Below are 21,607 nucleotides of genomic sequence, written 5' to 3'. Positions count from 1 at the left end.
TTCTAGTCCGAAAAATAAGAAGTTAACCATATTAGAAGTAATTTTAAAAGACCGCACCGGAGAAATAAAAATTAATCGTTTTTTTGCAGGGCCTCGCTACAGTAATCGCGGTTGGCAAGAATTCAAAAAGCGCGAGTATTGTACTGGTGCGGTGCTGGCAGCTTCGGGGTTGGTGAAGCAGGGTAAATATGGAATTACTTTAGAAAATCCTGAGTTAGAAGTATTAGACGACTCCGACGGTGCTATAGAATCAATGAAAGTCGGCCGCCTGATACCAGTTTATCCGCTGACCGAGGGGGTGGATGCTGGTTCGGTGAGGCGATCGATCTTGGCCGCAATGCCGGCGGCGAAAATGTTGCCAGAATCCCTACCAGAGGATTTGCGCCAGCGTTACGGTTTAATGGGTTTAGCCGATGCCGTGACTAATATTCACTTTCCCCTCGATCGAGATTGTTTGGCCGCCGCCCGCCGCCGCTTAGTTTTTGACGAATTTTTCTACCTGCAATTAGGACTTTTAAAGCGCCGCCAAACCCAAAGGAAAGCTCAAGCTAGTGCAGTGATCCTTCCAACTGGCAAATTGATCGAACATTTTTATGAAATCTTGCCTTTTGCCTTGACTAATGCTCAGGAAAGAGTAATTAACGACATCCTCAACGATTTAGCTTCGTCGCAACCGATGAACAGATTAGTGCAAGGCGATGTCGGTGCTGGCAAAACAGTAGTCGCCGTGGTGGCAATGCTAGCAGCCATTCAATCCGGCTATCAAGCCGCTTTAATGGCGCCGACAGAAGTTTTAGCAGAACAGCACTACCGCAAATTGGTAGGTTGGTTTAACTTGATGCACTTGTCTGTCGAACTGTTAACTGGTTCCACAAAAGTAGCAAAGCGCCGGGAAATTCACAGCCAGTTAGAAACCGGAGAATTGCCGGTTTTAGTGGGAACTCACGCCCTGATTCAAGATACCGTGAATTTCCATAAATTGGGTTTGGCAGTAATTGACGAACAGCACAGATTCGGCGTGCAGCAGCGCGCTAAATTGCAGCAAAAAGGCGAAGCTCCCCACGTCTTGACGATGACGGCAACTCCCATTCCCCGAACCCTGGCGCTGACGCTGCACGGGGATTTAGATGTGAGTCAAATTGATGAACTCCCCCCCGGTAGGCAGGCGATTCAAACCACTGTACTGTCTGCCAAAGAACGCAGCCAAGCTTACGATTTGATTCGGCGGGAAGTGGCGAGCGGGCGTCAAGTTTATGTGGTGCTGCCGCTGGTGGAGGAGTCGGAAAAGTTGGACGTGCGATCGGCAATTGAGGAACAAGAGAAACTGCAAAAAAGCGTATTTCCTGAGTTTAAAGTGGGTTTGCTCCACGGCAGGATGAGCAGTGCTGATAAAGATGAGGCAATTATAAAGTTTCGAGACAAAGAAACTGATATTTTAGTATCTACTACTGTGGTGGAAGTGGGAGTAGACGTGCCGAATGCTACGGTAATGCTGATTGAAAATTCGGAGCGTTTTGGACTGTCGCAACTTCACCAGTTGCGGGGTAGAGTCGGTCGGGGCAGCAACCGTTCTTATTGTTTGTTAATGCCCGGTTCCAAATCGGCGGAAGCTATGCAGAGAATGAAGGTTTTAGAACAATCTCAAGATGGCTTTTTTATTGCAGAAATGGACATGAGATTGCGCGGACCCGGTCAGGTTTTGGGAACTCGGCAGTCGGGTTTGCCGGATTTTGCTTTGGCCAGTTTGGTGGAGGATCAGGAGGTTTTGGAGTTGGCGAGGGCGGCGGCTCAAATGGTAATTGAGAATGATGAAAGTTTGAATCAGTGGCCGGTGGTGCGGGATGAATTGGAGCGGAGATATCAGCGGCTGATGAGTGGGTCGATTTTGACTTAGATAGTTTTGGACGCAGCAACGGGGTTTTTAATAATATTTTGTAGTGGCGGGTTAAGCGAATATCTATCAAAGCCGGCAGTTTATTGCTGCACTCACGCGTCCTCCTCCCCCTAGGGCGGTTTATTTGCACCTACTTCTTTAAGGTCAGGAATGTCAGAAATCGGTTTTCTTCCCACAAACTCACCTAAAATCCTAGGTTTTTTGTCAGGAAACGCGGTTTATACTTTTTTGCTGAGACTGGTGCAAAATATCAGGTTGAGCGAAACGTCAAAAACACGAATTTGTTGGGTAGGAGTTCCTCAACCCAACCTACTTTCGGAGACGATTTTTCCCTCGATCTAGGGTGTTTTTATGAGTTGTCAGGCTGGCGGCACTTATTAAAGCAAGAATCCTTCGCAGGAATGACGAGAAAGTGTCAAAATTAAGATTGTCCTGCCAGAAACAGGGGAAAGAAAATCTAGCCTGTACTGGCCTTACCAGGCAACATTGATTCCTCGCTTGTCACGCTTGCAGGTGGTCGCCGACGGTTCGTCGCATTTAATCTCAAACAGTAATTATGAAAGATCTCACTCGTTATCGAAATATCGGCATCTTCGCCCACGTAGATGCTGGCAAGACCACCACAACAGAAAGAATCCTGAAACTGACGGGTAAAATCCACAAAATCGGTGAAGTACACGAAGGCGCGGCGACTACTGACTTCATGGAACAGGAGCAAGAGCGCGGTATTACGATTCAGTCCGCTGCTACTACCTGCTTCTGGAACGAGCATCAGCTCAACATCATCGATACTCCCGGACACGTCGATTTTACGATCGAGGTTTACCGTTCGCTGAAGGTTCTCGATGGTGGCATTGGTGTATTCTGCGGTTCGGGTGGAGTTGAACCGCAATCTGAAACCAACTGGCGCTACGCTAACGATTCCAAAGTCGCTCGCGTCATCTACATCAACAAGCTCGATCGCACGGGTGCAGATTTTTACCGCGTTGTCAAGCAAGTCGATCAAATCCTCGGAGCTAAACCGCTGGTGATGGTATTGCCGATCGGCATAGAAGAAAAGTTTTGCGGCGTAGTCGATTTGCTGACCCGCAAAGCCTGGATCTGGGATGACTCCGGCGATCCGATGAACTATAAAATTAAAGATGTCCCCGCCGATATGGTCGATGATGTCGAAGCTTGGCGCGAAAAGTTGATCGAACTGGCCGTCGAGCAAGACGACGCAGTGATGGAAGAGTATCTCGAAGGCAACGAGCCGAGCATCGACGACCTCAAGCGCTGCATTCGCAAAGGTACTCGCGATCGGGCATTTTTCCCCACCTACTGCGGCTCATCCTTTAAAAACAAAGGCGTGCAGTTGGTTCTCGATGCCGTAGTTGACTACCTGCCGAACCCGATGGAAGTCACACCGCAGCCAGAAGTCGATCTCGATGGGCATGAAACCGGCGAGTTTGCGATCGTCGATCCCAATAAGCCATTGCGGGCACTGGCGTTTAAGATCATGGACGATCGCTACGGTGCTTTAACCTTCACGCGCCTCTACTCCGGTAAATTGTCCAAGGGCGACACCGTACTCAACACCGCCACAGGCAAAACCGAGCGGATCAGCCGTTTGGTAGAAATGCACGCCAACTCTCGCGAAGAAATTGAATCGGCCCAAGCCGGGGACATTGTGGCGATCGTCGGCATGAAAAACGTCCGCACCGGACACACCATCTGCGACCCCAAAAATCCCGCCACCCTAGAGCCGATGGTATTCCCCGATCCCGTTATTTCGATTTCGGTCAAACCGAAACAAAAAGGCGGCGAAGAAAAAATGGGAGCAGCCCTCACCAAGATGGTGCAAGAAGACCCATCCTTCCACATGGTGACGGATCAAGAAAGCGGCGAAACGATTCTCAAGGGGATGGGCGAGTTACACCTCGACATCAAAGTAGACATTCTCAAGCGCACCCACGGCATCGAAGTCGAAGTCGGCGAACCACAGGTAGCCTACCGCGAGTCGATTACCAGGCGCCTCGAAGACGAATACACCCACAAAAAGCAATCAGGTGGTTCCGGTCAATTTGCCAAAATCGGCTATGTGATCGAGCCTGGTGAGCCTGGAAGCGGCTTCCAGTTTGAGTCAAAAGTGACCGGTGGTAGCGTGCCGAGAGAATATTGGCCAGCGGTCGAAAAAGGCTTTGAAAGCTGTATCGACAAAGGCGTCTTGGCCGGATTCCCTTGCTTGGACTTGAAATTCACGCTTCTAGAAGGCGGTTTCCACCCCGTTGACTCCTCAGCAATGGCCTTTGAAATTGCTGCCAAAGCGGCCTATCGACAGTCTCTGCCGAAAGCCGGGCCTCAGTTGCTCGAACCGATTATGAATGTCGATGTATTCACTCCAGATGATTACATGGGCGACGTGATCGGCGACCTCAACCGCCGCCGGGGGATGATGAAATCTCAGGAGACAAGCCAGACAGGAGCACGGATCAAGGCAGATGTGCCGTTGAGCGAAATGTTTGGTTACATTAGCGATTTGCGTACCATGACATCTGGGCGCGGCCAGTTTTCCATGTCCTTCTCGCACTATGCTCCTTGTCCGAGCAACATCGCTGAAGAAGTGATCAAGGAAGCGAAAGAGCGTCAAGCCGCCAAGTAGTTAATTCAATGGGTTCCTAGGCTGTGCCTGGGAACCCATTTTAAGAGGAAGAGCCTCGATCGCACAGGCAAACAGGAGGCAGAGTCTCCTGTTTAGCGTCCCCCGTCGGAGAAGATCCGCACCTACCACACAAAACTTTCTTTCGCATAATCCCTCAGTAGCGGTTGCAAGCCAGAATCAGCAGCCGTCCTTTCGATGAGGGATAGCACTTTCAGAGATTTCAGAGCTTCTAACAAAACTATTGTTGAGATTGAAGGTAAAATTTTCGATCGCAGGTCTGGAAATGAGACGGAGGTATCCTGGAGCGCCAGAAGTCTCATCACGTCTTTTTCTATAGCTGACAAACGCTCAAACTGTCGATCTAACACCTCACGAATCTCATCAAAAACCATCGTGTTTTGTCTTAAGAATTCTGTGATGTTCCCAGCAAATAAACGCTGAATGGTTGCGGCAACGATGCTGAGAATCAGGGGATTGCCACCGTAGTAGTCAACTAAGCGATTCCATTCGGCAGGCGTTCCCTGGAATGAGGCTCTAGCGCTAAACATTCCTTGGATTTCTGTAAGCTGCAATCTTCGGATGGGTAAGGAACGGATTCCTAAATTCTCCCCTGACATCGACAGCAGCAGTTTTGGTTCTACTCGGCTGGTTAACACCACACAGCTTTGATGTCGCCCTTGTGCCAGTTGTTGTAAAAGCTCGGGATACGTCTCATCGTCAGGAGGGTGTTGTTCTGTAGAACCGTTCCTCGAAGGGGTTTGTGGCGTATGCGCTGGCAGAATGGATTCAACGTTATCCAGAACCAAAAAACAGGGTATTTGTCTCAAGATATCCATCAATTGCTGCATTTTAGCGCCGATGGGTTCTGGAATTGTGGGGTTGGACTGGGGGGCGAGGTGGCGAATCAGGTCGTCTAGGAAATCGCTCAAGGGTATGGGGGAGTGCGATCGCGCGATCGGTCGGAAACTGCGCCAAACGATGGATTTAAATTGATGCTGTACCTCTTCAGCCAGCTTAGTCACCAGCCAGGTTTTACCGATACCACCCATACCTAAGAGAGCGATCAAATGACAGCGATCTTCTAGAACCCATTGCTGCAAAGTGGCTAATTCTGCGGTGCGACCCTGGAACACTGAAACATCCGGTGCCAGACCCCAACTCGTGCCATTGTTCGGGGGAGGCGATTTCGTAACCTGTGCTCCATGGGACGGTGCAGCTAGAAGTCGCTCAGTCGTTTCCCCATGCCGGATAGAGGACTGATAATCGCTAGGTTCTAAGGTGAGGTCATAAGCGCTGAAGTAACGCACGAGGGTTCGTAAATCAACACCCGCTTTCCTAGCGTGGACTTTGCTGAGGGTATGGGTCGATAGCCCAGTCTGTTCGCTTAAAGCTTCTAAGGGACAGGATTTTGTGTAAGGGTTCCAATTGTCTGTCTGAGATATTGCTGTTTGAATTTGCTGAAATCCTTGCGGGGTAAAGATTGCGGTCTTTCTGAATCGCCGTTGAGGTTGGAGCATAAGGAAATATACGCAAGCCTGTTAGCCATAGTAGGTAGATAGGTTAACGAGACTATTCAGTGAAGATCCGTGCTTTTACACATAACTTAATCAAAATTGCATTGCTTTTGAGGAGGGCGATCGACCTGGAATCCTTATTAATAAAAGTTCAGAGGAATTTGTTACGAAGTGTGTAAAGTTTCCTGCTTAAGATCGATACCCCTGAATGAAAATCTCTTGCCGCATCTGAAACTGAGATGGGGACTTGCTTTAGGGATTTGCTGGTGCTAAATCCTTATCTTTCTTCTTAAAGTTGCAAACTTAGCTGGTGTTGACTGAAGAAGACCCGCATTATTGAAGTACAACACATCAAAACATTATGGAGAAAAATCAATGCCTAACGGATCTGGTGGATCTAGTGGAAAAATTGAACTTACCTTCAAAACAGAGAAGTCTTTCTCTACTTTCGGCAAACAATTTGCAAAGTGTTATAGCAAGATAGACATTCGTGCAACATTATCTCGCCCCCAAACAAATACCACCAATACTCTCCAGTATCAATTTGATTTCAACGCGGAATGTGGGTGTGATACAATTCTCGGACATTTCAAGAAAGCATACGAGAAAACCATCAACAACAAAGATTCTACAAAGGTGCTGACTCAATCACTGCTATTTTTAGGTGGCGAGGAGATTGATGGAACATCAACAGAAGATTACACCGCAAAAGTTGTGCAGTGTACAAATAAACTTTCTACTTATTTTCATCCACGCCGCACGCTTCAATTTCAATCTGCGGCGGCAATTGCATCACCAAATACATATACTAACGCAACTGCTATAGACAGCCAGATGAATTATGCTGCACCTGATGTTCCATTAATGTACACCCAACCAGTTGCAAATGTAAGCCTTTACGCGCAGGCCGCAGCACGTAGTAAATTGAAAGACAAAGGAGTGGATATAACTAAATCAGATTACCTCAAGAGTAAGGATTGGTACGATTTAGTTGTTACAGAGATGTTGGACCTGGGATTTACCGCAAAAGTTGCGACAGAAGGGACTATACAACAAAATACGTACTCAGGAGACATCAACATTAAAGACATCGTAACAAAGATTCTTGGTGCTTATTTGGGCGCTGCGGAGCTATCAACGTTTCAATCAATTGCTCAATTAATCGCCACAGATCCAGACAATACAGGAGTTACAGACTTTCTCGATTTTTGGTGGAAGGCGGCTTCTTACCATACAAACAATAGCTCTATTGCTTGGGGGCCAATTTCTATGGATCAGGGACAACCTCAAACTACTGCTGTTTACCTCAATATAGATGTCAGTTTTACAGACTGGCGCTCATTATTTGTTTCGTTGCATAATGAAAAGGTAAATATTACTAGCTGCGCTATAACGCTAGATCTTAATATGGATGTTTACACAAATGATGTAAAACCCGTAATTATGCCAGCTATAAAGGAGCAAATCTCAAAGCATGTCAAGAATCAGAAGCTTGATTTTGGTTAACTCTACCCATTAAGTTGCAGGAGTATATTCTAAAACCAGATTTAGTGAGAGTGAGCGAAAATTGGAAGTGTATTGTACTGAGTAAGTCAATGTTTTAAAAACATTGTTTAGTATGGTAAATATGTTTTCATAAAAGTTTCGTTCACTTGCTCACCATTGTTACTTTAAAGGAAAGGCATAAAATGAGTTATATCAAGACTGGTCATTTGCCTGATGGTATCCGTGTAGCCGCTCTGGGATCATTGGCATTGATTTTCGCCAATTCAATGGATAGTAGTCAAGTTAATGAAATAGCGAGTTTAATTATAACAGCCCGTGATGATGTTGCGGGAGGATCAAAAGCAGAATCAAAGATATGGTCGGAAACCATCGCACGTTTAGCAAGAATAGGATCTATTTCAAAGCTGGCCGAGGTTCAAAGATATTCCTCTGGTAGATTAAGTTCATGTAACCTAGCTTTACACCTACTTGAATTGACCTGATCACAAGAGTCTCTTCCTTTCAAACCTCTCAGTGATATTGTGAAATGGAGTTTTGGTGCTGAAGAATCCGAATTACACACTTATGTGGTAAATAATATGCGACAACAGTATGGATCTGATTTTCTGGTTGCGGCCATGGCAACTTCTTCCCCTGAAAATACAATAGATATTTACTTCGCACGCCTAACTATTTTTAATATGTCGGCAGAGCCAGCAAGAAATTCAAAAGAAGGGTTAATCTATGTGGATGAATTGAGCATTCCTATGGATTTATTGGCGACTAATGGGAAGTGAAATCGCTGATTTTGGAGTGCGATTGCTGATCTTATAGTGCGATCGCGGATCTTGTAGGGTGCGTTAACAAAGTGTAACGCACCTTATCTTTGTTTGGGTGAAGGCAATTACTTTGGAGAGCGATTTCTGGTCAACCTCGCTATCGATCAAGTCCTAGCCAGCCTCAGATCGTGAACGGTATAATTAGGCATCTGCCTAGATTGCTGAGTTTACTTTAAGTGTATGAGTAATTTGCTAGAGATTGAACGTGCTGTCAGTCAATTATCGGAACAGGAACTAGCCGCTTTCCGGGTTTGGTTTGCAGAGTTCGATGCAGAAATATGGGATCGGCAATTTGAAGAAGATGTTGCAGCCGATCGGCTCAATGGGCTGGCTCAACAAGCACTGGAACATCTACGGGAAGGAAGTTCGACCTGTGAAATATCGTGCAACCTCACAATTTCTCCATTACTAGGCTCGATCGAAGCCAAATTGCTCCCCTTGTACTTATTGCAAATGGTACAGGCTAACGCCCAATTATTTTCGTCCGTTTGCCTACCATGCTTTTCGGCGATCGCACGATCAATCTCATGGGACACAAAAACTGCAATTTCAGGCATTAAGCCATACTCACAAGCATGACTGGCGCGATCGCTGACAATGGTTAAAGTTATAGCAACCCTCAAGACCGAGGTCATAACTATAGGGTGTTGATATGGGTTTTGCGATCGCACGCTACCTGATGAGGTACTACTTCCAGTTTATGCCATAATCGCCAAGGCGGTTGCTATACAACCAACCGAACGTCCTGCTGGCACTCCTAAAAAATAGTTTTTACTCTCCGAAATAATTTCTCTCTTCAAAAGTCGCTCTAAAAGGGCGATCGCGCATCAATCCATATAATGTTTGCTAATATACAATCAATAATCTACCACCCAGGCAGGTAGCCATGACAGCCACCCTGATCCCGAGTCAAAGTAGCGTAATTCTGCTGACAAACATTAGCTGGAAAACTTACGAATCCCTGCTGAATGAGTTAACCCAACAGGGAGGAATTCGCCTGACTTACGATCGCGGAAATTTAGAAATTATAACTCCATCAGCACCCCAGGTCGGTAGTAAAAAAATTTTAGGCCGTTTTGTGGAAAGTGTGAGTGAAGAATTAAACATCGAAATTTGCAGTTTGGGTTCACTAACTTGCAGGCGCGAAGATTTGGCTCGCGGTTTGGAACCGGATCAGTGCTACTATATCCAAAATGAGGATGTGGTTTGGGACAAAGAACAAATCGATCTCAATCAAGATCCGCCGCCAGATTTAGTTGTGGAAATTGACGTGACTAGCAGTTCGATCGATCGACTTTCTTTATATGCAAGTTTAGGCGTACCGGAAGTTTGGGGCTACGACGGAAATCGTTTAATAATTTATCAGTTGGAAGCACAGGAATATACAGAAAGAGATGTGTCTCCGACTTTTCCTTTTTTGTCGCAAGTTGAGATGCTGCGCTTTTTGGAATTGAGGAGGACTACAAAAGAAAATGCTTTAATTCGCTTGTTCCGGGAGTGGGTGAGGAGTCAAATTCAGTCAGGGGAGTGAAGGAGGGCGCACTTTGGAGATGATATCATATCGTCCTGTGATATCATGTCCGAGCGATCGCCCATAATACAATTGCCGGGGCGGGTTTTTGAGATTGTCCGTTTTTGGCAAATATTATTGGTGAACGCGCCCCTACAGGAATCAGGGTAATCGACCCGACATGATATGAAACATAGGTTTGTAGCGAGGACTTCAGTACGAGCGAGTTTTATGACGACTTTTGTCATCCCTACCAACTTAATTATACTTCTTGACACGGACATGATATTATTCGCCCGCCCAATCAGCGCGAAACTTCTGGACAACTCGATTTAACTCTACCGAATGAGATGCCTTAAATAAAATACGATCGCCCGGTGTGACAAACTCGATTAAAAGCCTTGCTAAATCTTCCCGGGAATTCTCCCTGGCAATATCTTCTACCTGTACAAAAGGCAAACCCGCCGCACCCGCAGCCATCGCCACCGCTTCCTCAAAATCAGCAAAAACAAACAAAGCATCCACACGCAAATCTCGCGCCGCCCTGCCCACTTGTCGGTGAAATTCGATCGATCTGTCGCCCAATTCCTTCATCGTTCCCAACACCGCAATCCGGCGCTTTCCTGGAGTATCTGCTAACAGTCTCAGCCCCGCCAACATCGACTCCAAACCAGCATTGTAAGTCTCATCCAGAACCACAATATCCTGCGGCAAATCGTAGCGGCGCGCCCGTCCCTCCGGTAACTGCACAGACAAACCTTGCTTTAAAACTTTCCAATCAATACCTAAAACTTTTCCTACCGCCAAAGCCGCCAAATAATTCACAGCATTGTGACGCCCGGGTAATGGCAGAGGCAACTCCCTACCATCTATAAGTATTGTATCATTATTTAGTAATTCCCCGCACAAATCTCCGCCTTCCAACCCGTAAGTTAAAGTTTTTCCCTGCCAAATTTTCGCCGCAGTTGCGATTAATCTGTCACAATCTTGATTGAGAATAGCAATGCTATCAGCAGGCATTTCGGCTAACAGTTCGCACTTAGCTTGGGCGATCGCCTCTTCCGAACCCAATCGCCCAATATGCGCCGTTCCTACATTAGTAATTACCGCCACAGTAGGACGTGCAATTTGCGACAGCAGCGCAATTTCCCCACTCGCGCGCATTCCCATTTCAATTACAGCATAATTGTGGGAAGGTGAAAGCTCCAACAGAGTTTTTGGTACTCCAATTTCATTGTTGTAGTTATATTGAGTTTTAAGAACATTTCCCCTCGTTGACAAAACTGCCGCAATTAATTCTTTAACAGTAGTTTTTCCGACCGAACCAGTAACAGCAACTATAGGTATACTAAATTGGTCGCGCCACCAAGCTGCGATCGACTGGTAAGCTTTTAAAGTATCGTCAACGCGCAACAGTGGAAAATTAGGCAATTCCTCTTGCCAATCTCGATCGACTATCGCCGCAATCGCCCCCAAATCCCTGGCTTTGGCCACAAATTGATGCCCGTCAAAATTGTCTCCCCGCAGCGCCAAAAATACTTCGCCTCCCTCAAGAGTCCGCGTATCTGTAGCAATACCTGTCCCTAAAGCTGTCAAAACGCCCTCCGGCACAGCAGGCAAAGGTACAGTTAAAATTTCAGCAAGTTGAGCGATACTTACGCAACAAACCATAACCAGCACTCACATTTCAAATAATTATTTTCACCCATAATCCTACCTGCCCCGACCTCAAATTTAACTGACAGGGGGCTACTGACCAGGATTGACCTTGACAATCCTAATACTAAATCGTCAGCCAACCAAGAAATTATCCCGACCCACCCCTAATCTTTACCAATACTTTACAAAGTCTCTAGTTATTTAAGGCCTTGCTAATTACCAACAATTTATGTCATGCTGGTATGGGTAAGTAGTTTAACTAAGCAAAAAAATTGAGCGGCTTAAGGTGCTGATAGCTTCTACCCCTAAGCCTCATCCGGCGAAAAGCTCGGTTGACTCAATTGTTGCACTTCCTCTGCCAATTTATTAAGCTAAGAGCGCTGAAAGCTCCTGCCCCAGCCTCGGAGGGTTAATCCACAGTGAACGACTACAACAGACAAAGCCAGGAACAAGAACAGCTACTTTACAACCACTGGCTGGAGTTGGTACAAGTAGAGCAGCCGGCCGAACTCATCAGCCGCTTTCGCACTTTGTTTATCGAGGGTAGCGGATATCCCGATCGCTCCGTCGCCGACGCACTCGAAAAAATAGCAGCCTCAGAACAGGCCGAACAAGAATTCAAATACATCCTCAACCGCTGCTGCCACATCCTGATCAACCGCTGGCAAACTTACCCCAACAAGCAAGAAGCCATCCCTGAATTGATCGCTCTGTTTGAAGAACCGCCCAAAATACTAGTGGGATACAGTCGATCGCGGGGGCGAGCCGCCCTCCCCAAATTAGTAAATCAATTTACTGAAAGCGAACAGTACCTCACCCTTCAACGCTTAGCCAAAGTCATAAATCACAGCAATGAAGATAGCAACAACAGCAAAACCCCAGCTACCCTTGCCCTGGGAACCTTAATTCCCCGCTACCCTTACCTCTACAAACACTGCCTCCTCAGCGACGACAGCACCTACGATCAGCAGAAAATCATTAAAAAAATCCAAGCTCAAAAGCAGCAGCAATTTGAAGTCAACCTCTCGCAATACGTGGCTCACCAAGTGAGAAAAGCCCAAACAGCTCGCCGGGAAACCTCAATTACTTTTAACAGGGGTATACAAAATATACAAAACCCGACGCTGTTGACAGATCCGGAACTGTTCTTTGCCCTCAAACAATTTGTCGGAAAAGTAGAAGGAGCCGATACCTACCGACAGCTAGCGGATCGCTTCACGGCGAACGCCAGCACAACAGTGTCCTACCGCTCCTTTAAAGACGACTTGTACGAATATCTGATTTCTTCCGTCACCGACTTGCGCTACGGCAAACGCCAATTTAACGAAAAATTGTATAAGCAACTACAAAAGACCTTTCCCCACAACGATGCTCAGAAGTTCAACGAATTTTTAATGATCAGAACTTGCAGCCAGTTATTAAACTTTTTAGTAGTAGAGAGTCCTGCGCGGCCCAACCACTTTGTCTTCATCGACCTGATCTCCAACCTCGGCCCCACCCAAACGACAGGTTTGCTGCTAAAGATCGTGCTAATTTGCGGCAAAGTCAAGCCCTACCTAGAAAAGCGGTTGGCAATTTTGTTCGGTCACTACGAATTTTCTACCCGAGAAGGGGTGGTGTGGTTAGTCAAAGCCCTGGAAAACGTGAACCTAGCTTTGACTACCAACTTTGGCAAGGTGGATGTATCTTTCCTGCTGTGACAGGGCGGACCACAACTTTGTCAGCTTCGACAACAGGCAAAACATCACACCGAGAAACCAGGTTGCCCAAAACCCTAAAAGTTTTACGTTTAATTAGAACGACTTAATTAACTGCTGAAACCTACTCATAAGACGCTATTCTATGTTAAAGTACCAAGTGTGAATCAGATTCAGTTGCAGGCTTTGTTCATTGCTACAGAATTGTCTAAAAACTTGCCCTTCTGTATCGGCAGGGAACTCTCCGAAACTGAAATCTTCGCACTGTCTAAATTTTGGAGTTATTCCTCATGTCGATATACGTCGGTAACTTATCCTACCAAGTTACCCAAGAAGACATCACCACCGTCTTCGCCGAATACGGAACCGTTAAGCGAGTACATCTACCTACCGACAGAGAAACCAGTCGCCCCCGCGGCTTCGGTTTTGTAGAGATGTCAACAGATGCTGAAGAAGATGCAGCCATTAGTGCTCTCGACGGAGCAGAGTGGATGGGTCGCGACCTCAAAGTTAACAAAGCTAAGCCAAAAGAAGATGAAGGCGGCCGCGGTGGCAACCGGGGCGGCGGCTCTACAAAATTTAATCGCACAGGAGGAGGCGGCGGAGGAGGACGTTATTAATTTCCTCTTTAATTTCCTCTGATAAAGATTTGAGATTGGAGAGTTGAAATTGGCGATCGAACTTACCTAGTTCCGAACCACTTCGGGCCCGTTCCGAAAAACCTATGCTCTTCAAGTTTCCATATCTACCGGATTAAATATACCAAAAAGCCAAGGGCCTAACCCTTGGCTTTTTGGTATGAGGGTGGACGGTATGAGCCACAAACGCGCTGGGCGAATCCGTTGCAGCGCCGTCAGATTCTAATCGTCAGGTTCGATGCTGCTACTCAATCCGTGATTATTGAGCGTTTCAGCGTAAAACTCAGCGTGTTCGAGAGCGCAAACAATCACAAGTCCCAATCCGTTAGTGTGGGCTTCCATCATCACATTCACAGCCTGTGGCTGAGTCAGACTCGGTACCGTCGCCATCAAAGTCTGCACCACGTACTCCATAGGATTGAAATCATCATTGTGCAGCAGAACGCGGTAGCGCGGTGCAAGCTTGCGGACTGTGGAAGACTTTTGAAGAATTTCGACAGACACTAATCTATACCTCCTGACTTGTAAAATGTTAAAATTTGTCAACAATCTTGAGCCGGATTGCTCCGCTGTGCAAGACTATCTCTCTTTCAGTTATTTTATTGAAATCTGAAACTTCAGACAAGGCAGTACCCCGGTCGATCGCGAGCTGTGAACCCCACACCAAACCCAGAGGGGGTGTCCTGGGCCCTGGGCAACCACCTTCCTAGCGCCATAATATTAGAAAGGCGAGATCGGTTAAAAATAACAAACTACTACCTGTTGAGTCGAAAGAACTGAGGGAACCTTACATGAAACGCAAACCTAAATCCTACAACGACGAAAGATTCAGCGGCGACCCATCCCGGGGAGATGAAGACTCCGGCCTCTTTGGCGGACAGTCGCGCCGTCAACCTCAGTCCGGCAAACCCTCTTTCCTCAATTCCGCCACCCTAGGGATTTTAACAGCCGTCTTTATTCTGGGAATTGGCATTGGCATTGCCTTTAGCTCCACCGCTACAATTAGCCCTGAAAACGTAGCATCCCGCGAATTTATCGATCGCAGCGCCCCGAACCCAGAACTTTGCGTGCAGTTTGGAGCAAGCGCGATGGTGACAGATATGCGCCTCTACGTCACCCTCAACCCGTTCAACGTCTACATCTCGCAGCCGAGTATGCGCCCCGGATGCGTCTTGCGGACCAATAACTGGGCAATTCTTGAACAAAGAAAACTTATCAGCCAAGACCAAGTGCGGGAGTGCAAAAATCGCATGAACACCTTTGGCTTCACCGGCCCCCTGGAAGCTCAACCGGAAATTAACTGTATCTACCAAAACGACGGCGCTAAAAACCTGTTCCTCAACCAACCGGGTTCGATAGCTCCAGCCGCTGAAGGTCAAAATTTCTAAATCGCCGATATAGCGATTGTCAGTTGAGTGAAGTAAAGATGCTCGGGTAGGGACTTAGGCTAAGCCTAAGTCCCTACTTTATTTCATACAACGGAAAACAGCTCTCATATCATGTCCGGTCGATTACCCGACCTCAGGTAGAGGCGGGTTCACCAACAATACCTGCGAATAATTGACAATCTCAAAAACCCGCCCGGCCGGGATATTATGGTCAATCGATCGGACATGATATCAGTAGATTTTGAAGCCCGAGGTTGGAGCGAAGAAAGAAGTCTTCCCTCGAACCTCGGATTCTTGCTTTAAAAACCGAACTGGGGCAAATCTTCGGTTAACTGAACTTGCAAAATTTGGCCGGGTTGAATCGTAGCAGGTTGAGGAGCAGCGACGTAAGTTGTAGCAGCACCTGCAGTTGCTCCAGCCAACAAACCGATGCCGGAAAAGCCGCTCAGCAAGAACAAAGCTAAGCCACCAATACTGGTATTGCGGAGCACACTGCGATCCGAAGCCTGTTGCCGGCGGCCTGGCACGGGTTGGGATCGAGCGAAGAGAGGGATATTGCGGCCGTTGAGACTAATAGCTTCGACAACAAATCGACTGCCGAGGTTGGTCGTTTCAAATCGGCCGAGGACTGGCGTATTAGCAGGTACGATCGTATTACCGCGACTGTCGAAAATTCCCCCTTGCAGCAGCAGCACTTCCTCTCGTCTGGGTTTCGCACGGGAAAGGCGCAAAGCCTCAGTACCAGGGTATAGCAAACTAAGCTCCGTGCCCGCCGGCAACAAGACATTCGCCCCAGCCTCCGCCTGCAAAGCAGCATTCGATCGTCCCCGAGGCAGTGGTTCACCAAAGGTAAGCGTCCGCTGTTGGGGTGCAGCAGCAGCCGTTATTTGAGGAATTAGGCGGGGTACAGCAGCCGCTTGTACCCGATGGCGTTCCTCAAGGCGAACATTGACTAAAGGCACTGTTATCGGCCGGATTTGGTCGTTTGGAGTTGGTGGCGGCGAAGAATTTGTAGCCGGATTCAGGGAGGTAGGGGGCTCAGGTCGATCGATCTTTGTGGCAGCAGTTGAGTTGGGAGCGGTCGGCGGCTGGTTTTGCGGTACTTGTATTGCACGCGGGCGTTGAGTTTCGGGAGTTTTCATGCTCCGAGTCGGTTCGATCGAAGGACGCAACACCCAGCGATTTTCTACCCCAATTCTTTGGAATTGAACTTGCCCTGCGCTGAAAGCTGCTTCAGGAGACAAATTCACCAGAATTCTCGCCGTCCCGGGTTGAAGTTGACTCACCGCCACAGAACGTACAATGCCTTGCGGGTATAGCTGAGTTGCATCTACTCCGATCTCAGTATTGGGCAAATTCACAGCAATCTGAGACGGGTTGAGTAGAGAATATGTGGGAGTTGTTCCCTCTGGGAGAGTAATTTCTAGCTGATTTGTCGCCGGATCGAATTGCCAACTTGTCACGGTAGAAGCATTTGCTGGTTCCAGTGTTGCCGGCACTGCTGCAACTGCGGCGGCGACTGCTAAACTCAGACTCAGTGACTCTGCCAACAATCCGGGTGCTAGAGAATTAACAGTCAATTTTTGTAAGTCTTCCCAAAATCTTGGGAGTAATTTTTTGTATGGCATGGCGGCTGAGTGAAAATTTTGATGTGAAATAGATTGTGGATGGGAAAATTCTGCGTTCGGATGACGCTGAAAGTTTAGCATTATGGGGATATGAAAAATTTAACTAAATGGAAATTATTGCGATCGCAATTCTCCATTGTCGAAACCCGAAAAGGTAGCGATCGCCAGCCTAATTCTTTTTGAGCGCGATCGGCTTAAACCCCTAGGTAGCGCCAGGCTTTCAAGTTGCTTGTCACCCCATCATGGTTGATTGACAAGGGTTTCACGGTGGTTGTCACCCGGTCAGGTGCTAAACAATCAGCCTGATTGTTTCTGAAACTAGATATATGTGATTTCTGTAGGCTCGACCGCTCCTTTGTTGGTAAATTTAGCTCAGACAATTATTCAAATCATTCCTCTTAAGTGCTAATGTATCTAAATATTGATGTTTGAGCCATTTTGTCTTGAGGGAAAGCAGTATGGTGACGGAAAAGATTACTCTTAGTGGCAATAAATTTGTACTTTTATACATCGATGAAACTACAAAACTGGTTTATCGAGTCAATGTCCATACACCTAATGATTTAGTGAAGGAAACTACATATCATTATCCAATGGGAATCACTAGAGAAGAGGCTATTAAATTGTTCTAACTCTCATCTTTTTATAACAGATTAAAACTACCCTTTAGAGGTCGATCCCAGATATGTGTAATTTAGGGCAATATAGATGATCCAAGTCTGGCTATGTATGGCTTTAGGAGAGTTAAATATTATCAGCCAGATGATTTCTTTGCTCAAATCTAAAATTTATGCAGGATCGTACTTTCCGGGCTTAGCTTGCACTTTTTTACACGAATCTCGGCTGAATGCGACATTAGTTTAATATTTTTTTCAAAAATGGGTAGATAAACATAACATTATCTAGGTATAACAATGTACCAGTTATGGCTTTTGTGATTCATCAAAGCATAATGTCTGAAGTCTATAGTCAAGAAATTTTCGTGAAAATCTTCATAGAAATTAATTTCCTCATCAGCAATTAACTGAATTCTATCTCTAGTTGTACAAATCATAATTTTACCAAAATTGCCAACAAACTGTTGAAAATTGCTTGTTAACGAATAAAATTTTACAGAAGCCTGCATTTTCTGGTTAGGACACATAATTAGTAAATCATAATTACCATCAAGTGACTTCAATATCTCAATTTTTCCGCGACTAATACAAGTTTTTATCAAAGTCCGATTAGATTTGTCAAGTGTACTAATGAACTCAGATAAGATAGTGCTTGAGTCTTGAGCTGCATTTTCTAGTATCATAATAGGCGGTTTCTCCGAATAGTTAGGCTGATTACATATCTCGCCATTCGGCATAATTGCATTAAACAAATTTGCTTTTTGTAAGTTTGTTTCACTCAGGTTAGCATTTTGAAGATTAGCTGCACTCAAGTTAGAACCTTGAAGATTAGCTCCACTCAGGTTTGCATTCTGAAGATTAGCTCGATTCAGGTTTGCATTCTGAAGATTAGCTCCACTCAGGTTTGCATTTTGAAGATTAGCTGCGCTCAGGCTAGCATACTGAAGAGCAGCTTTAATCAAGTTAGTTCCGGTAAGGTTTGCTTCACTTAAATTAGCTTGCACCAGATTCACTCCCGTTAAATTGGCCTCACTCAGATTTGTCCTGAACATATTTGTAAAACACAAATTAGCTCGGCTTAAATTTATCTCACTTATATTCACTCCAGCCAGTTTTAGTCCATTATTCACTCCAGTCAGTTTTAGTTCATGAAAATCTCGTTCTCCAGTGGCATAACGAAGCAAAAAATTTTGTTGGTATATTTCAATATTTTCAGAAAGTTCTAATTTTACTGCGGATGAGTTAATGTCTTCATTTGAGCTATTTAAGCTAACCTCTGTACTCGGGTACAAAAGATTTTGTTGGTCTATTTCAATGTTTTCAGAAACTTCTAATTTTCCGGCAGATGAGTTAATGTCTTCATTTGAGCTATTTAAGCTAACCTCTGTAATTCCGGCTGAAGCTATTTTGTTTTGATTGTCCGTATGCAATGAATTCAAAATCCATTCCGTCTGTGCAGATCTTATTGGTCTTGCACGAAGACTATCTGTTCTCCACCCAGAGTGAGTCTTTCTTTCTACTGATACATGATTAACAAAAATCCTTTCTGGTGGAATATACCCTCTAGGTACTAGAAAAGTTTGAATTTTTTGCATGAGATATTCTAAATGTGGCTTGATTAAATCAGAGTCTATATCACGAGCAGTGCAAATCTTCCAAGAGGTATATTTATCAGAACCTAAAACTTTAAAAGACTGTACAACATCACAACCGTAAAAAATATTAATACTCTTACAAACAAAATCTTTCCACTGCTCTAAACTGCTAATTTGCTTAGGCATTGGTAAATCAGAAGATAACTGAGCTTCTTGCGTTTCAGGTAATACATCAAATTCTTTCGATTCCTGTGGCTTGTTTTCAATCTCAACAACCTGAGAGTTGGGAAGGATATTGAGATTTTCAGCCGGAGGTAAATCGGGTTTAATTACAGAAATACTCTCTTTAGCTAACAGCTTATTAACACAGGCATTATAATGCTCTTTAAACAGTTCATAGCTATAATAAATTGTTTTCCAATAACGGTCTTTTCGCTCAAACTCAACCTGTAATGCTTGCTCCAAAGCGCGAGGGCCAAGATCGTCATTAACAAACTTTTGGGCTAGAATGTCTAAATCGTGATTGTCTCGCTCTTCAAATAAAAAGAAAGGTGGTTTTTCTCCTTCATTTTGAGCCACATGACGAGCCATATGAAATAAATTTATTAAAACGCTTTCATTCGGCCATTCACCTACTATCTCGGCGGTGATATCTTGATCGTAAAAAGCTTTAATACACAATTCTTTGATTGATTGAGACTTCTCATCAAAATTAAGGTCAATTTCAGAAAATTCTTGAGTGGGAGCTTGAGCAATACTTTCAATAAATCGTTCATAGGCATCTTTTTCGCCTTCAAATACCATCACTAATTCTGTCATCCGTATGTCATCTTCACTCCCTTTAGCAACAGTTTCAAATTCAACTTTATACCAGCCAAGCGGAAGTAAAGTTAAAAAAGACCCAGTAATATTATCAATAGTTCTATCCATTTGCTGAGCTAATCTTCGTACTAAATCTGCTAATATAACCTGCGGTGATAGACTATGACTTTCGGAAGCATCATTATCAGCAATTCCCGGAAGAATTTGACCGTATCCCGCCCATTTTATTTCATACTTCCAGATATCAATAAAAGCCACTATATAGGCTTTTTCTGTCCCCCCCATACGTGGGCCGCGTAAGGCACGTCCGATCATCTGAGTGAGCAGAATATCACTTGTAGTTTCTCTAGTTATGAAAACAGTTTGAACATCAGGAATATCAGTTCCTTCGGTCAGCATTTTAATGTTAATTAACACATCAAAATCATTCCTACGGAAAGCCTCTAAGATACGGGCATTCTCATCCTGCTTGAGAACTTTTTCTCCTTGAGAGCTTTTAGCTCCAGAATAAACAACGCCAGCACCTATACCTCTATTTTCCAAAAACTCACGCAATTGCTCACATTGAAACCATCGATCGGCAAATATAATCGTTTTTCCATACCGCTCTTTATTACTTGCGTAAGTTTCTGCAATAAAAGCATTACGCTCCCGATTTTCTGCTAATTGGCTGATGATGTCTTCCGGTAAATCTTGGTAACTTTTAGTCCATTTTATATATTCTTCTGCTTCAAATTCAGGAGCATCAAAATTAGTTTTATGTTGCTCAATCTCTGGCTTAGAAAGGATGCCATCAGCCATGAGTTTTTGAGCCGTTACTTGGTAAAGTATTCGTTGAGGGAAAAGCTTTTCCAGCCACCCATATCTATATTGTTTGCTATAGGTTGGAGTTGCAGTCAGCCCCAACAGATACATCTTAGGGAAACGTTCTTGCAAAGCGATAATTAACTGGCGATAAGTAGGTGAAGGAGAATGGTGCGCTTCATCAAACACAACAAAAAGTTTATCGTTGGCTGAGTTGAAAAATGCTTCTAGCTTTGGTTGTTTACGTTTATAAGCGCGACTCAGTGTCTGAAGTGTAGCAATTAGAACATCATCCGTGATTTTAATTTTATCAACAGAGGAATGTCCTGGTGTACCAGAAACCACTCGCACCCTAAGGCTGGTTTTAGGTAGAGATATGTGCTTGACTTCTGATTCAAAAGCGTGAAAGGCTTGCTCTAGTAAATGGTGAGTATGAGCTAACCACAAAACTTTGTAGCCTTTGGAAAGTGGACTGGTACAGAGAAACCGTACAGTAGCGAAAGTCTTGCCGCCCCCAGTGGGCAAAACAAGAATACTGCCAGAGTGCATATCGCGTTGCTCCCTGAACCACTCATGCAACCTTTCCAACGCTTCTATTTGGTGGGCTGCGGGTATTTTGTCCGATGGTTTGTTACGGTACAGTCGCAGGTTGTAAAACTTGTCAAACTCGTCAGCCATAATTATCCTGAAAATATTTAAAAAACATTCTAGGTCTTCTACGGTGAGGGGTTGTGCATCACTCATGCGATCGCTCACTTCCACAATCATCAGTATCTCACTTTTACTGCATCTACTCGTTACCAGGCAGAGCCTGGTAACGAGTAGATGCTATATATACAGTCCTGGACGCAAAAAATCGTTTGAAACATTATTGGT

15 protein-coding genes are annotated in these 21,607 nt (G+C 45.2%); 9 read left to right on the top strand and 6 right to left on the bottom strand.

All coding sequences use genetic code 11. The features are described 5' to 3' along the window. A partial coding sequence (gene recG, locus QUB56_RS28890; protein WP_332959744.1) for an ATP-dependent DNA helicase RecG occupies positions 1–1,894 on the top strand: 1,894 nt, incomplete at its 5' end. A gap of 556 nt (positions 1,895–2,450) precedes the next feature. After that, the gene (gene fusA, locus QUB56_RS28885; protein ID WP_332959743.1) at positions 2,451–4,535 is read left to right on the top strand and encodes an elongation factor G; all 2,085 of its coding nucleotides are present in this window, start codon (positions 2,451–2,453) and stop codon (positions 4,533–4,535) included. A gap of 122 nt (positions 4,536–4,657) precedes the next feature. Here the strand turns inward: fusA and QUB56_RS28880 are convergent, their stop codons facing one another. Beyond that, complete coding sequence (locus QUB56_RS28880; protein ID WP_332959742.1) at positions 4,658–6,052, bottom strand: NB-ARC domain-containing protein; 1,395 nt, start codon at positions 6,050–6,052, stop codon at positions 4,658–4,660. Positions 6,053–6,424: 372 nt separating this feature from the next. Between QUB56_RS28880 and QUB56_RS28875 the strand changes: the two genes are divergently transcribed. The 3 genes from QUB56_RS28875 to QUB56_RS28865 all read left to right on the top strand — a co-directional run bounded on the left by QUB56_RS28875 (position 6,425) and on the right by QUB56_RS28865 (position 8,331). Next, entirely contained in the window at positions 6,425–7,555 is a 1,131-nt protein-coding gene (locus QUB56_RS28875; RefSeq protein WP_332959741.1) for a hypothetical protein, read from the top strand. A gap of 182 nt (positions 7,556–7,737) precedes the next feature. Next, positions 7,738–8,037, top strand: coding sequence for a hypothetical protein (locus tag QUB56_RS28870; protein WP_332959740.1), 300 nt, complete (start codon positions 7,738–7,740; stop codon positions 8,035–8,037). A gap of 39 nt (positions 8,038–8,076) precedes the next feature. Then, a complete protein-coding gene (locus tag QUB56_RS28865; RefSeq protein ID WP_332959739.1) occupies positions 8,077–8,331 on the top strand; it encodes a hypothetical protein in 255 nt (84 codons plus the stop codon). Between the two features lie 374 nt (positions 8,332–8,705). Here the strand turns inward: QUB56_RS28865 and QUB56_RS37440 are convergent, their stop codons facing one another. Further along, positions 8,706–8,930, bottom strand: a complete 225-nt coding sequence (locus QUB56_RS37440; RefSeq protein WP_445243412.1) for an HNH endonuclease — start codon at positions 8,928–8,930, stop codon at positions 8,706–8,708. A 329-nt stretch (positions 8,931–9,259) separates the two neighbouring features. Here QUB56_RS37440 and QUB56_RS28855 point away from each other — a divergent pair, with 329 nt between their 5' ends. Further along, positions 9,260–9,904: a Uma2 family endonuclease gene (locus QUB56_RS28855; protein WP_332959737.1), complete on the top strand. Its 645-nt coding sequence runs from the start codon at positions 9,260–9,262 to the stop codon at positions 9,902–9,904. A 267-nt stretch (positions 9,905–10,171) separates the two neighbouring features. Here the strand turns inward: QUB56_RS28855 and QUB56_RS28850 are convergent, their stop codons facing one another. Continuing rightward, the gene (locus tag QUB56_RS28850) at positions 10,172–11,554 is read right to left on the bottom strand and encodes a UDP-N-acetylmuramoyl-tripeptide--D-alanyl-D-alanine ligase (protein WP_332959736.1); all 1,383 of its coding nucleotides are present in this window, start codon (positions 11,552–11,554) and stop codon (positions 10,172–10,174) included. A 407-nt stretch (positions 11,555–11,961) separates the two neighbouring features. Between QUB56_RS28850 and QUB56_RS28845 the strand changes: the two genes are divergently transcribed. Beyond that, complete coding sequence (locus tag QUB56_RS28845; protein ID WP_332959735.1) at positions 11,962–13,242, top strand: hypothetical protein; 1,281 nt, start codon at positions 11,962–11,964, stop codon at positions 13,240–13,242. A gap of 287 nt (positions 13,243–13,529) precedes the next feature. Then, positions 13,530–13,859 carry an RNA-binding protein gene (locus QUB56_RS28840; protein WP_332959734.1) on the top strand — a complete coding sequence of 110 codons (330 nt, stop codon included), beginning with the start codon at positions 13,530–13,532 and terminating at the stop codon, positions 13,857–13,859. 240 nt (positions 13,860–14,099) lie between these two features. Here QUB56_RS28840 and clpS read toward each other — a convergent pair whose 3' ends face one another. Then, complete coding sequence (clpS, locus tag QUB56_RS28835) at positions 14,100–14,381, bottom strand: ATP-dependent Clp protease adapter ClpS (protein WP_332959733.1); 282 nt, start codon at positions 14,379–14,381, stop codon at positions 14,100–14,102. Between the two features lie 287 nt (positions 14,382–14,668). Here clpS and QUB56_RS28830 point away from each other — a divergent pair, with 287 nt between their 5' ends. After that, on the top strand, positions 14,669–15,265 hold the full coding sequence (locus QUB56_RS28830; protein WP_332959732.1) for a DUF3172 domain-containing protein: 597 nt from the start codon (positions 14,669–14,671) through the stop codon (positions 15,263–15,265). Between the two features lie 299 nt (positions 15,266–15,564). Here QUB56_RS28830 and QUB56_RS28825 read toward each other — a convergent pair whose 3' ends face one another. Both QUB56_RS28825 and QUB56_RS28820 read right to left on the bottom strand, forming a co-directional pair. Continuing rightward, the gene (locus QUB56_RS28825; protein ID WP_332959731.1) at positions 15,565–16,893 is read right to left on the bottom strand and encodes an AMIN domain-containing protein; all 1,329 of its coding nucleotides are present in this window, start codon (positions 16,891–16,893) and stop codon (positions 15,565–15,567) included. Between the two features lie 898 nt (positions 16,894–17,791). Continuing rightward, positions 17,792–21,499 (bottom strand): pentapeptide repeat-containing protein, encoded by a 3,708-nt coding sequence (locus QUB56_RS28820; protein ID WP_332959730.1) that lies wholly within the window; start codon positions 21,497–21,499, stop codon positions 17,792–17,794. Positions 21,500–21,607 lie beyond the last annotated feature (108 nt).

Origin of the sequence: Microcoleus sp. AR_TQ3_B6 (genome assembly GCF_036702785.1) — a bacterium.
Lineage (GTDB): Bacteria > Cyanobacteriota > Cyanobacteriia > Cyanobacteriales > Microcoleaceae > Microcoleus.
Note: the sequence above shows the minus strand (reverse complement) of the source record. Positions and strands in the feature narration are given on the sequence as shown.